The organism is Allohahella sp. A8, assembly GCF_047946665.1.
GTDB lineage: Bacteria > Pseudomonadota > Gammaproteobacteria > Pseudomonadales > Oleiphilaceae > Allohahella.
The window spans coordinates 3975129-3987448 of sequence record NZ_CP172312.1 but is presented as its reverse complement, the minus strand read 5'-3'; the positions used below and the strand labels follow the sequence as shown (position 1 = coordinate 3987448).

Sequence of the window (12320 nt, the reverse complement as noted above, 5' to 3'; positions counted from 1 at the left end):
TCAGACCTCTTTGTAGAGCTCGCTGCCGCCATCAAGAAACTCCTTGGACTTCTCCTGCATCGCCGCTTCCAATTCAGCCGAATCGGCGTCATCCATGTCGGCGGCGTAGTCACGAACTTCCTGCGATATCTTCATGCTGCAGAACTTGGGACCACACATCGAACAGAAGTGCGCCACCTTGGCACTGTCCTTGGGAAGTGTCTCGTCGTGGAAGGCCATCGCGGTATCAGGATCGAGCGCAAGATTGAATTGATCCTCCCAGCGGAATTCGAAGCGGGCCTTGCTCAAGGCGTCATCTCGTATCTGAGCCCCCGGGAAGCCCTTGGCCAGATCGGCAGCATGTGCTGCGATCTTGTAGGTTATGAGGCCGTCCTTCACGTCCTGCTTGTCAGGCAAGCCGAGGTGCTCCTTCGGCGTGACATAGCAGAGCATCGCACAGCCGAACCAGCCAATCATGGCCGCACCGATGCCAGAGGTAATATGGTCATACCCAGGCGCGATATCCGTCGTCAGTGGGCCGAGCGTATAGAAGGGCGCCTCTCCGCAGACTTCGAGCTGCTTGTCCATGTTCGCCTTGATCATGTGCATCGGGACGTGACCCGGCCCTTCGATCATGGTCTGAACATCATGCTTCCACGCAATCTTCGTTAGCTCACCCAGCGTTTCGAGCTCACCGAACTGGGCAGCATCATTGGCATCGGCAATGGAGCCAGGACGAAGACCATCGCCCAGGGAGAACGAGATATCGTACGCCTTCATGATTTCGCAGATGTCTTCGAAGTGCGTGTAGAGGAAATTTTCCTTGTGATGTGCCAGGCACCACTTGGCCATGATACTGCCGCCCCTGGAGACAATACCGGTGACCCGCTTGGCCGTCAGTGGCACGTAGCGCAACAGCACGCCAGCATGAATTGTGAAGTAATCGACGCCCTGCTCGGCCTGCTCGATGAGCGTGTCACGATAGAGGTCCCATGTGAGGTCTTCAGCTACGCCGCCAACCTTCTCCAGCGCCTGGTAGATAGGCACGGTACCGATCGGCACTGGCGAGTTCCTGATGACCCATTCCCGCGTTTCATGGATGTTCTTGCCGGTAGAGAGGTCCATGACTGTATCGCCGCCCCAGCGGGTAGACCAGGTCATCTTTTCGACTTCTTCGCTGATGCTCGAGGTCACCGCCGAGTTACCGATGTTCGCGTTGACCTTGGTCAGGAAGTTTCGGCCGATGATCATGGGCTCGAGTTCAGGGTGATTGATGTTTGCCGGGATGATTGCACGCCCTCTGGCAATCTCTGAACGAACAAACTCTGCAGTGATCTCTGCGGGAATGTTTGCATTGAAGGACTGACCAGGATGCTGGGGCGTCAGCAGACCTTTTGCACGAGCCTCCTGCAGGCGCATGTTTTCACGAAGCGCCACATATTCCATTTCCGCCGTGATGAAACCGTTTCGGGCGTAGTGCAGCTGACTCACATTTTTGCCTGGCGTTGCCTTGCGCGGCAAATGCTTGTGCGGAAAACGAATGACTTCGAGCGTGGGGTCGCGCCAGCGTCGTTCGGTGTACTCGGAACTGAACGCTGAACAAGTGGCGCTGTCGGCTCGATCTTCCAGCCAGGTTTCGCGATGTCTGGGCAGACCCGCCGTGATGTTGATATCGGCATTGGTGTCCGTGTACGGACCAGAGGTGTCATACACGTACACAGGCGGGTTTTCTTCGACCCCTCCTTTGGTATGGGTCGGACTGAGTGATATTGCCCTGACTGGCACCCGCAGGCTGCTGCGCACCGCATCCGACTGCTGCCTCACACCAGCTTCGCTACCTGTCGGCTGCCCCTGTTCCAACGCAAGATAGACCTTCTCGCTCGCAGGAAATGACTTCAGTGCTTCCGGGTCGATAACGACATGATCCTTGCGGTTGGCTGGCGCAGCGGCCAGGCTGCCCTCTTTGATATTCATTGCTGGTGTGTCTCCGTATGTCAGTTAGCAGGTGCCAGCCCAATGTATATACTCTGGACAGAATTCGCCATGTCTTTGGCGCCTTATTAAGCTGATTTCAGCTGCCTGGCAGCACTCGCGCCGGCAAAACTTACAGCGTATAGTACGGCCTGCAATCAAGCTTCAAGCAGGTCTCTTCCGCAGATACCTCAAGCTCTCCGTCAAGGAACAAACAATGCGTCTGAACGAGAACACACCACTTTCCGCCGTGCGCCCACGACATCGACAGGCCCTGCTCGTAGCCGGAGCCAGTCTGCTCATCTGCGCGCTGTCTCCGCTGGCATCGGCTATTGGCCTCAACACCGCCTACGAGAAAGCGTTGCAATATGATTCTGAGCTTGCAGCGGCTCAGGCAGGGCGACAGGTCATATCAGAAGACGTCAATCGAAGCCGAGCGCGGCTCCTGCCCCAGCTTGGTGCAACAGCGGGCGCCGACTATACCGATCAGTCAGTGGACGCCGATGGCACGGTGCAGCCGACGACTGTGGTTCCGGGTGGCGATCCCGTCGTTGCACAGGGCGCGGGGCGGACAGGTGACGACAGTTACAAGACCTATAGTGCAGGCGTTTCGGTGAGTCAGGTACTCTACGATGCTTCGGCTTACAACGAGCTCGAGGCGGCTCGCAAGAGTAGCTCGAGAGCTGAACAGGAATACCGTCAAGCGGTATTGACCTTGACCTTCAGCTCGGCCCAGGCCTATTTCAACGTGCTCCGGGCGATTGATGAACTGAGCACTTCGCGCCGTGCCGAAGCAGCCTTCGAGCGCCAATGGGAACAGGCGAGAGAGCGCTTTGACGTCGGTTTGATTGCCATCACTGAGGTCCAGGAGTCGAGAGCCATATTCGATGCTGGCAAGGTCGAGCGCATCAACGCTGAAGGCCAGCTGGATATCGCGCTGGAAGACCTTGAGCGGCTCACCGGTCTGTCGGTGGAAGAAATCAACGTGCTCGCTGAAGACTATCCGATTCTGGACCCCACCAAGGTGCCGGTAAGCGAATGGGAGGCCCTGGCCTATGCCAACAATCCCGAGCTGCTCGCGGCGGCGCTTTCGGTCGATGCCGCAGCAGAACTGCTCAAAGCGCGCAAAGCTGATCTCTACCCTACGATCAATGCCACAGCGTCCTACGGCTATTCCCAGTTCGCCGGCCAGAGTCCAATCGACACAGAAGTGACGCAGGGCGTGGTAGGCCTCAACCTGAACCTGCCGCTGTATCTCGGCGGTGGCGCCCGGGCAGGCATTCGCCAGGCGCACTATCAACACATTCAGGCAGAAGAAATTGGCAGTACAGTGCGGCGTAACGTCCGACTGCAGGTTCGCAGCCTCTACCGCAACCTTCGCACCAACGTAGAAGCGATACAGGCCCGCCAGCAGCAGATCATATCCAGCGAGAGTGCTCTCGAAGCGACGCGTGCGGGTTATGACGTGGGCACCAGGAATGTGGTCGAGGTGCTACAGGCAGAGAGCGCGTATTATCAGGCCTTGTCAGATTTTGCGAATGCCAGGTATGACTACATCATCAATTCGCTATCTCTGCTGCGAGCCGCAGGCAAGCTTGGCGAAGACGATATCATGCAGCTGAATCAATGGCTGAATCGACCGGTGCAGATCAGCTCGCTGTAGCTTGGGATGATGAGCGTAGGCCAGGTAGGAGACGCTCGTACACCCGCTTTACGGCGCCCCTGTTCCTCTCCACGAAGGCTTGCCCTTTCTCCCCGGTGAGTCGAGCCCGCTCCGGATTCTGAGCGTATGACTCAATGGCGGTCTGTAGCGTCTTGCTGCTGACCGTGATCAACGCCCCAGCACCGCTCAACTGGGTGCAAATGTCCGCAAAGTTGAACTGGCTCTCCCCCATCATGACCGCCTTGCCCAATGCAGCCGGCTCCAGCGGGTTATGGCCGCCATTGTCGACCAGGCTTCCGCCCACGAAGGCGAGATGACCAGCCTCGTAGAAGTACAATAGTTCTCCCATACTATCGACCAGCAACACGTCCACCGACTTCACAGCACCTCGCTGAGCTGGCAATAGGCTTCGCCTGATGTAACGCAGCCCGCTTCGCTCGAGCAGATCGTCGACGCGATCAAAGCGGTCGGGGTGACGCGGCACGAGGATGAGCAGCGCGTCGGGATGCGTTTTCAGAAGACCTGCGTGCGCCTCTATTACTACCTGTTCCTCGCCCTCGTGCGTGCTGGCTGCGACCCAGACGAAGCGCTCGGTCGCTATTTCCTCAGCGACCAGGCCTCGCAGGTGCTCGTCGTCCAGTGTGATCGACTGGTCGAACTTGATGCTGCCAGTGACGGACAGACTGTCGGCTCGCACGCCCAGCGCCACCAAGCGGTCGGCGTCGGCCTGGGCTTGAGCACAGATATGGGTAAAAGTCTGGAAGGCTGGCGCCGCGAGTCCTCGGACCCGCTCATAACCTCTGGCGGAGCGCGCCGAGAGCCGTGCGTTGATGAGGTAGCTGGGCACGTCACAGGCGCGGCATATCGCCAGCCAATTCGGCCACACTTCAGTCTCCATCACCAACAGGGCTTTGGGTTGAGTCTCCTTGATGAAGCGCCTGATACTGCCAGGGAGGTCGAAGGGTGCGTAACTATGGAACAGCCGGCCCGGCTGCCCATCTTTTACGAGATAGGCATCGAACAGCTTACGAACCTGGGCTGCACCAGTTGGCGTAGTAGTCGTCATGACTATGGCGAGTGATGCGTCGTCGGCGAGCAGGGTTCTGACAAGTACTTCAGCGGCCTGGGTTTCACCCACTGAAACCGCATGCACCCAGACCACCGTATCGCCAAGCAGCATAGGTGGCCGGTTTACAAAGCCGAAGCGCTCCCGCCATCGTGAACGATAGGCAGGTTGCGCCCGACCACGCCACCACAGCCGCAGCAGCATGAAGGGTGAGAGCAGGCGAAATAGCTGTGTGTAGGCCAGTCGCAGCCACCTGCCTTCGGCCGTGCGCCCACCGGCCTTGCCTGACGAACTCACGAAAGCCTGCCTGGCCTAACCATTCTCCAGCAGGTTTCGCAGGTCGATGATGGCCGCGTTGGCACGTGAAATATAGGAGGCCATCGCCAGCGAGTGGTTGGCAAAAACACCGAAACCGCCACCATTCAGGATCATCGGACTCCAGACTGTGGCCTGCGTGGCCTCGAGCTCAACCACGATCTGTGCGAGGCTCACCCGTGCGTTCTTGCTGCCAAGGATGCTCTCGAAATCCTTCTCGACCGCTTTCAGCAGATGGATCAGGGCGTAGGCCGTGCCGCGAGCCTGATAGAACACGTCATCGATTTCAGTAAAGCTGGTCTTGATGCGCTGACTTTCCGGTTGCTCGGGCAGTCCATCCGCGCCAAGCCTGGCCCCAGCATCCATATCGAACTGCTCCTTGCCAACACTTTCACTGAGACGCTGGGACAGACTGCCGAGCCGGGTGCCCACATCCTGCAGCCAGGACTGAAGATTATCTGCCCGCGCGTAGAACTGCGCCTGTTTGTCGTTCGGATTGGCAAGACGCTGCAGATAGCTGCGCATGGCCTTGATACCCTTCTCATACTCCGATTCCGTTGACGGCAGAATCCAAGCGTCGTTATTGAAGTGGAAGGCTGGCTCGGCAATGACCAGGGACCGGTCTTCAGTAGATTGGCTCTGCGACCGGCTAATCTCTCTTCTCAGAGCTCTGGTGAGATCACGCACCTGCACCAGCACGCCAAATTCCCAGTTCGACATGTTATCCATCCACACCCCAGGTGGTAGGACGTCGTTGGAAACATATCCACCTGGCTTGTTGAGCAAGGTATCCATGAGACGGATCATGGTGGCTGTGGTGACATAACCGGTAACCTGCTTATGGCCCTGGGCTTCCGCCAGCTCTGTGCTGTTCTCAGTGACGTTGAAACTATCCGGCTCAGAACTCCACCAGATGCCAAGCACGATCACTATCAGAAAATAGATCAGCAGCACTGCCAGGAGCGTCTTGACTATCCTGGCGCTACCGCCGAGCGCATCTTCCATATCCTGTCCGCGTTCGACCAGGAAGTTACGTGTTTTTCTGAGCATAGTTGTGTCCAGTGAAGCCTGTGAAGAAGAGTCAGCAGGGGCCAGAGGCCTGCGCCTGCCAAGGCTACTTCATCAGCGTAAAGATTTCACCACCTCCGGCAGGCGGTTTTGGGCTTGTCCAAACAGCCACACCGCGCGGTTTCGCTTGAACTGTGCTGACAAGATCGGCAAACTTGCTCACATCTCACCCATAACAAGAGCGCAAGCAGCAGACCCCTCCATGGCAAATGTTCTTGTACTGCAAGGCCCGAACCTCAATCTTCTCGGCTCACGCGAACCCGGTCTCTATGGCTCGGTCACCCTCGATGATATTTCCAGCATGCTCGACGAACATGCCGCGCAACTCAATGAAGATAACGATGAGTTCGAACTGAGCCTCGAGCACTTTCAGAGCAACTCCGAATCCGAGCTCATCGACAGGATCCATAACGCCGGGAAGGATGGGATCGTTTTCGCCTTGTTCAATCCGGCGGCCTTTACCCATACCAGCGTCGCACTTCGTGACGCCTTATTGGGGGCGGCATTGCCATTTATCGAGATACATATCTCCAACGTACACGCCCGTGAACCCTTCCGCAGGCACTCGTATTTCTCGGATATCGCGAGCGGCGTCATCAGCGGCCTCGGCGCACACGGGTATATACTCGCTCTGGATGCTGCCCATCATTGGCTTGGCAGGAATCAGAGTGATAACGAGACGAGCGGTGAGGGGCAGTGAGCCAGTTCCGCCATCGACATGCCTTCACGCCCCGGAAACATCATTCTTTCAGGTAAATAAATCATGGACATCCGGAAAGTCAAAAAGATCATCGAGCTCATCGAGCAATCGGATATTTCAGAAATCGAAATAAAGGAAGGCGAAGAGTCGGTACGCATCATACGCGGGTATGGGAGACAGCCGGCTATACATTATGCCCCGCCCCCCGCGCCTGTTCACACCGATCAGGCAGCCCAGCCACACACCGAAACTGCAGCGCCGCTCAAGGCCGATGATGTCGTGACCTCTCCAATGGTCGGCACCTTCTACCGCGCCTCATCACCGACCGCCAAGCCTTTTGTCGAAGTTGGCCAGGAGATCAGGGTTGGGGACATCATCTGCATCGTTGAAGCCATGAAGATGATGAACCAGATAGAAGCCGACAAGGCCGGCACCATTACTGCCATCCACGTCGAGAATGGCGAGCCGGTCGAGTTCGATCAGCCACTGTTCTCAATCGGCTAGAAAGGAAACTGCCTTGAGTCGCTCAGGAAAAATCAAGAAGGTTCTCATTGCCAACCGCGGCGAAATTGCGCTTCGCATACTGCGGGCCTGTAAGGAGCTTGGCATCCAGACCGTAGCCGTACACTCAAAGGTCGACCGCGACCTGATGCATGTCAGGCTGGCTGACGAGTCAGTCTGTATCGGCCCCAATCCCGCTGCGCTCAGCTACCTCAACATTCCCGCGATCATCAGTGCGGCAGAAGTGACGGATACGGTAGCCATCCATCCTGGCTATGGCTTTCTGTCTGAAAATGCGGATTTCGCGGAGCAGGTAGAAAAGAGCGGGTTCATTTTCATAGGCCCCACCGCTGAAACCATACGCCTCATGGGCAACAAGGTGTCGGCAAAGCAGGCCATGAAAGCGGCGGGCGTACCCACCGTACCTGGCTCTGAAGGCGCCATCACCGACGACACCAAGCTTACCCTCGAGACCGCGCGGGAAATCGGCTACCCGGTGCTGATCAAAGCGGCTTCGGGCGGCGGCGGTCGTGGCATGCAGGTCGTGTACTCCGAAGCTGCGCTGCTCAATGCCGTTCAGGTCACGCAGTCAGAGGCAAATGCAGCATTCGGTGATCCTACTGTCTATCTTGAGAAGTTCCTCGACTCGCCCCGCCACATCGAGGTGCAGGTGTTGGCGGACGGCCAGGGCAATGCCATTCATCTCTGGGACCGCGATTGTTCACTTCAGCGCAGACACCAGAAAGTACTCGAAGAAGCGCCAGCCATCAACGTCGACCCGGACGCGCGTGCAGCTGTTCTGGCGGCTTGTGTCAAAGCCTGCAAGGACATCAACTATCGTGGCGCCGGCACCTTTGAGTTCCTCTACCAGAACGGCGAGTATTTCTTCATAGAAATGAATACTCGCGTACAGGTCGAGCATCCGGTTACGGAAATGATAACCGGTATCGATATTGTGAAGGCCCAGCTGTCGATTGCCAGCGGCGAACCACTCTCCATTCGCCAGGAGGATGTCCTCGCGCGAGGTCACGCTGTCGAGTGCCGGATAAATGCTGAAGATCCTGTGCGTTTCGTGCCCAGTCCCGGTGAAATCAAGTATTACCATGCCCCTGGCGGTAACGGCGTCCGTGTCGATTCACACATTTACAGCGGCTATCGTGTGCCCCCCTATTACGACTCGCTGATCGGCAAGATCATCTGCTGGGGCAGCACTCGCGAAAACGCCCTGAATCGAAGTCGGAATGCGCTTGACGAGATGGTTATCGAAGGCATCCAGACCAACCTGCCACTGCATCGCCGGCTGGTAAGTGACAGCGGAGTCCGTCGTATGGACATCAATATTCACTATCTCGAAAAATTGCTGAAGGCCTAGAGCTCCAATGCCTGAACATGCTCAGAATCCGGCGAAGTGGCTACAAATCAGCCTCGACTGCACACCAGCGGATGTAGACCCCCTCGAAGATGCCCTGCTCGAAGCTGGCGCAGTCTCAGTGACCCTTGGTGACGCCGCAGACCAGCCGTTACTGGAACCCGGGCCAGGTGAAACACCATTGTGGGAGGCGCTGACCGTGACTGCGCTGTTCGACCTTGCCGATAGCGGTGCGGCAGCCGAAGCGGTTGTTGCCAGTGTTCGTGAAACCGTCGGCCGCCTGGGTGATGCTTCAGAACGTCTACTCGGCACGCTCAATGCGGAAGAGCTTCCCGACGAGGTTTGGGAGCGCTCCTGGATGAGTCATTTCAAAGCCATGCCCTTCGGCAAACGCCTCTGGGTTGTGCCGTCCTGGGACACGACAAGCCGCGAAGATGCCATCGAACTGCGGCTCGACCCGGGCCTCGCCTTCGGGACTGGCACACATCCAACCACGGCTATGTGCCTCAGCTTTCTTGACACATTTTTCACAGCCGAGCAATACAGTGACTTTTGCGCAAGGCCTCCGACCGTAATCGATTTTGGCTGCGGCTCAGGCATACTCGGTATTGCAGCACTGCTGCTGGGGGCAGCATCGGCCCTGGCCGTGGATATCGATCCACAGGCGCTGATAGCTACACGTGAGAATGCCAGACTGAATGCGGTGGATGAGCGACTGCACTGCGTCGACATTCCCGAGCTTGCCGGACGCGAAGCCGACCTCGTAGTCGCCAACATACTCGCTGGACCGCTCATCGAGCTGGCCAGCAAGCTCGCTGGCATGGTACGGCCTGGCGCCCACCTCGTCCTGTCAGGCGTGCTTGCCGACCAGGCAGGAAAGGTCCAGCAGGCTTACCGAGAGCATGGTATTGAATTGCAGTGTAACATGCAGGAAGATTGGTGCTGCCTGCACGGACGCAGAAACATCCCCAGCTCACCAATGCCGCCATTGTCATAGGTATCATCATTTGCTCACCCAGTGCCCCCATTGCGACGCCACTTTCAAGGTTACCGAAAAGCAGCTCGAACTTGCTGCTGGCAAGGTCCGTTGTGGCGCCTGCATGCAGGTGTTCCAAGCCGATGATAACCTTGTGGAAGTGCAGGATGCCGCTGAGGTCCCGCAGGATGATTCCGAAGTCTTTGTCGATGGCGACGATGACGAGCTGATCCAGGACGGCGAGGATGATTTCGAGCACAGTTATGGCAAGCGGCGCTCGGCACACACGCCGGCAGGCACCGACAACTACTCCGACGCCTTTGTCGACGACACCTACAGATACGCCCACGTAGACGCGTCCGAGCACGACGAAGAACTGGTCACTGCCGCTGACGAAGCCTGGGCCGAAGATCTTCTGAAGGAAAGCGCATCGAGTACAAGCAAGTCGCGCAGCGACTCCAGTGACAGGGGTTCTGCTACTTTGGCACCAACGGCAGATCAGTATGCCGGCTATGGGGCTGATGCCAATTTTGGCCAGCGTAATAACTTCGATCAGCTCCGAGCAGAGCGGCTCGATTACCGCCAAGGACGGTCAACTGCTGGCGTCGATTATCGTACTTTCTGGCTATCGATTGGCGGTGTGCTGCTGGCCACGATATTGGCTCTCCTGCTGCTTGCGCAGCTCGCCTGGCTGCATTTTGACAAGCTGGCTCAACGCTTTCCGGAACTCATCCCATACTATCAGACCTACTGTGACCTCGCAGGCTGTGAGCTGCCCTCACTCTACGAGCTGGACGATATTCACAGCCAGGATCTCGTCGTTCGGGCACATCCCGTGCAGAAGAATGCATTGGTTGTAGATAGCATCATCGTCAACAAGGCTGATGTTCCACAGCCCTATCCCGACATTCAGCTCGAATTTTCCGACGTAAACGACCGGATCATTGCCAGGCGTCGATTCACGCCAGACGAGTACTTCCCCAACCGTCCTCCTGAAAACACATTCATGGCGCCTGAAGCGCCCTTGAAAATCGTCCTGGAGATCCATGATCCAGGTCCGGCAGCGGTTAACTATCGCCTTGATTTTCAACCTTCTGCAGCATACGAACGCCTCAATCAGCCGAAATCTGAGGGCTGAGCCCGTTCAACGCGCCTGTCAAGCTGCTATGTCTCAGATTTGATGAATAAATGTCCTATTCTGCTCTTTAACAGAACCAGAGACATGAGTATCATAGCCATCCTCCCTAACCGCTCAATAATTGAACGCCATGTTGATAGGTCAGCATCGAATCGATCCACCACTCGTCGTCGCCCCCATGGCGGGCGTCACCGACCGGCCGTTCCGAAAGATCTGTCGCCAAATGGGTGCAGGCCTGGCCGTTTCGGAAATGCTGGGCAGCAATCCGGCCTTCAGGGATACCGCAAAAACGCATAGACGTCGTAATCACGACGGCGAAAGCGGACCTATATCGGTGCAGATTGCCGGCGCTGATCCCGGCTATATGGCAGATGCAGCCCGCGACAACGTCGCTCACGGCGCGCAGATCATCGACATCAACATGGGATGCCCGGCAAAGAAGGTCTGCAACAAGGCGGCTGGTTCAGCACTCATGCGTGACGAAGCGCTGGTAGCGGCAATACTCGAGGCTGTCGTCGCAGCTGTCGATGTACCGGTCACGCTGAAGATTCGCACCGGCTGGTCGCCCGAAACACGCAACGCGCTTGCCATCGCCCGCATTGCCGAGAGCGCGGGCATCCAGGCCCTTACCATTCACGGCAGGACCCGTCAGGACCGTTTCAAGGGCAATGCCGAATACGACACGATTGCCGAGGTCAAACAGGCTATCGGTATCCCGGTCATCGCCAACGGGGATATCGACTCCGTCGAAAAAGCTCTGGCCATCAAGCACTACACGGGCGCAGATGCGCTGATGATCGGTCGTGCCGCCCAGGGACAGCCCTGGCTTTTCGGCGCGCTCGCCATTGCCTTGAAGGCGACAGAGCAGACCGCTGATGCTGCAAGCACTCGTCCGGATCGGACCGAGCTTGGCCGGCTGGTTTATCGACATGTGGACGAGCTTCACCAATTCTACGGCGTAGCAAACGGCGTCAAAATCGTTCGCAAGCATGTTGGCTGGTATCTTGATCACTGCGGCATCGAGCTCGAATCGGTGAAGCAGTTCAGGAGCCTTTTCAATACTCTGCAGGATAGTCAATCACAGTTGATGCACATCCTTGCGTTTTTCAATGAGCAACCCGTCAGTATGCCGCCGGTTCCCTGTGCCGGTGCTGACACAGGCGCCACAAGCACCTTACTGAGCAAACCTAGCAAGAACGACCAAAAGACCCATAACAAACCGCATAACTATAAGGAAAATGCCGCATGAATACGGAAACTCTCGCGTCCTCCACAACTGAATCACTAGCCGACACAGGCCGTCCCAGCTGTCAGCTGTACGTGGATCAGAAAGATAAGCCAGGCACCCTCAGAGACAGTGTCGACCAGTCGCTGGCACGTTACTTCGGTCAGCTCGATGGCCTTGAAGTCAGAGACATCTACAATATGGTCCTGTCGGAAGTCGAAGCGCCCCTGATGGAGCAGACGCTGCGATTTACCAGGAACAACCAGACCAGGGCCGCAGAAATACTTGGCCTCAACCGCGGTACGCTGCGCAAGAAGCTGAAGCAGTACGGCCTGCTCTAGCGCAGGAC

Annotated in this window: 11 protein-coding genes; 8 read left to right on the top strand and 3 right to left on the bottom strand. The window is 57.2% G+C overall.

What is annotated here, in order from left to right:
* A complete protein-coding gene (gene thiC / locus ACH3PB_RS17870; RefSeq protein ID WP_416396802.1) occupies window positions 1-1953 on the bottom strand; it encodes a phosphomethylpyrimidine synthase ThiC in 1953 nt (650 codons plus the stop codon).
* Between the two features lie 214 nt (window positions 1954-2167).
* Here thiC and ACH3PB_RS17865 point away from each other — a divergent pair, with 214 nt between their 5' ends.
* On the top strand, window positions 2168-3613 hold the full coding sequence (locus ACH3PB_RS17865; protein ID WP_416396801.1) for a TolC family outer membrane protein: 1446 nt from the start codon (window positions 2168-2170) through the stop codon (window positions 3611-3613).
* Here the strand turns inward: ACH3PB_RS17865 and waaA are convergent.
* Together waaA and ACH3PB_RS17855 are read right to left on the bottom strand one after the other, a co-directional pair.
* Window positions 3600-4976 carry a lipid IV(A) 3-deoxy-D-manno-octulosonic acid transferase gene (waaA, locus tag ACH3PB_RS17860; RefSeq protein WP_416396800.1) on the bottom strand — a complete coding sequence of 459 codons (1377 nt, stop codon included), beginning with the start codon at window positions 4974-4976 and terminating at the stop codon, window positions 3600-3602. The two genes, ACH3PB_RS17865 and waaA, sit on opposite strands and share 14 nt — an antisense overlap.
* Window positions 4977-4991: 15 nt before the next feature.
* Window positions 4992-6044, bottom strand: coding sequence for a DUF2333 family protein (locus ACH3PB_RS17855; protein WP_416396799.1), 1053 nt, complete (start codon window positions 6042-6044; stop codon window positions 4992-4994).
* Window positions 6045-6264: 220 nt separating this feature from the next.
* On the opposite strand from ACH3PB_RS17855, the gene aroQ reads away from it, so the two are divergent.
* The 7 genes from aroQ (at window position 6265) to fis (ending at window position 12312) form a co-directional block, all read left to right on the top strand.
* Entirely contained in the window at window positions 6265-6762 is a 498-nt protein-coding gene (aroQ, locus tag ACH3PB_RS17850) for a type II 3-dehydroquinate dehydratase (RefSeq protein WP_416396798.1), read from the top strand.
* A 63-nt stretch (window positions 6763-6825) separates the two neighbouring features.
* A complete protein-coding gene (accB, locus tag ACH3PB_RS17845; RefSeq protein ID WP_416396797.1) occupies window positions 6826-7266 on the top strand; it encodes an acetyl-CoA carboxylase biotin carboxyl carrier protein in 441 nt (146 codons plus the stop codon).
* Window positions 7267-7279: 13 nt separating this feature from the next.
* Entirely contained in the window at window positions 7280-8635 is a 1356-nt protein-coding gene (accC, locus tag ACH3PB_RS17840; RefSeq protein ID WP_416396796.1) for an acetyl-CoA carboxylase biotin carboxylase subunit, read from the top strand.
* Window positions 8636-8642: 7 nt separating this feature from the next.
* Window positions 8643-9629 carry a 50S ribosomal protein L11 methyltransferase gene (gene prmA, locus ACH3PB_RS17835; RefSeq protein ID WP_416396795.1) on the top strand — a complete coding sequence of 329 codons (987 nt, stop codon included), beginning with the start codon at window positions 8643-8645 and terminating at the stop codon, window positions 9627-9629.
* A 10-nt stretch (window positions 9630-9639) separates the two neighbouring features.
* Window positions 9640-10746 (top strand): DUF3426 domain-containing protein, encoded by a 1107-nt coding sequence (locus ACH3PB_RS17830; protein WP_416396794.1) that lies wholly within the window; start codon window positions 9640-9642, stop codon window positions 10744-10746.
* Between the two features lie 121 nt (window positions 10747-10867).
* Window positions 10868-11995 (top strand): tRNA dihydrouridine synthase DusB, encoded by a 1128-nt coding sequence (dusB, locus tag ACH3PB_RS17825; protein WP_416396793.1) that lies wholly within the window; start codon window positions 10868-10870, stop codon window positions 11993-11995.
* Window positions 11992-12312 (top strand): DNA-binding transcriptional regulator Fis, encoded by a 321-nt coding sequence (fis, locus tag ACH3PB_RS17820; protein ID WP_416396792.1) that lies wholly within the window; start codon window positions 11992-11994, stop codon window positions 12310-12312. Before dusB ends, fis begins: the two co-directional genes overlap by 4 nt.
* Window positions 12313-12320 lie beyond the last annotated feature (8 nt).

Excerpts from the sequence above, each read along its gene's own strand:
- thiC (WP_416396802.1), bottom strand. The coding sequence starts at position 1,953 with ATGAATATCAAAGAGGGCAGCCTGGCCGCTGCGCCAGCCAACCGCAAG.
- ACH3PB_RS17865 (WP_416396801.1), top strand. The coding sequence starts at position 2,168 with ATGCGTCTGAACGAGAACACACCACTTTCCGCCGTGCGCCCACGACAT.
- ACH3PB_RS17855 (WP_416396799.1), bottom strand. The coding sequence starts at position 6,044 with ATGCTCAGAAAAACACGTAACTTCCTGGTCGAACGCGGACAGGATATG.
- aroQ (WP_416396798.1), top strand. The coding sequence starts at position 6,265 with ATGGCAAATGTTCTTGTACTGCAAGGCCCGAACCTCAATCTTCTCGGC.
- accB (WP_416396797.1), top strand. The coding sequence starts at position 6,826 with ATGGACATCCGGAAAGTCAAAAAGATCATCGAGCTCATCGAGCAATCG.
- prmA (WP_416396795.1), top strand. The coding sequence starts at position 8,643 with ATGCCTGAACATGCTCAGAATCCGGCGAAGTGGCTACAAATCAGCCTC.
- fis (WP_416396792.1), top strand. The coding sequence starts at position 11,992 with ATGAATACGGAAACTCTCGCGTCCTCCACAACTGAATCACTAGCCGAC.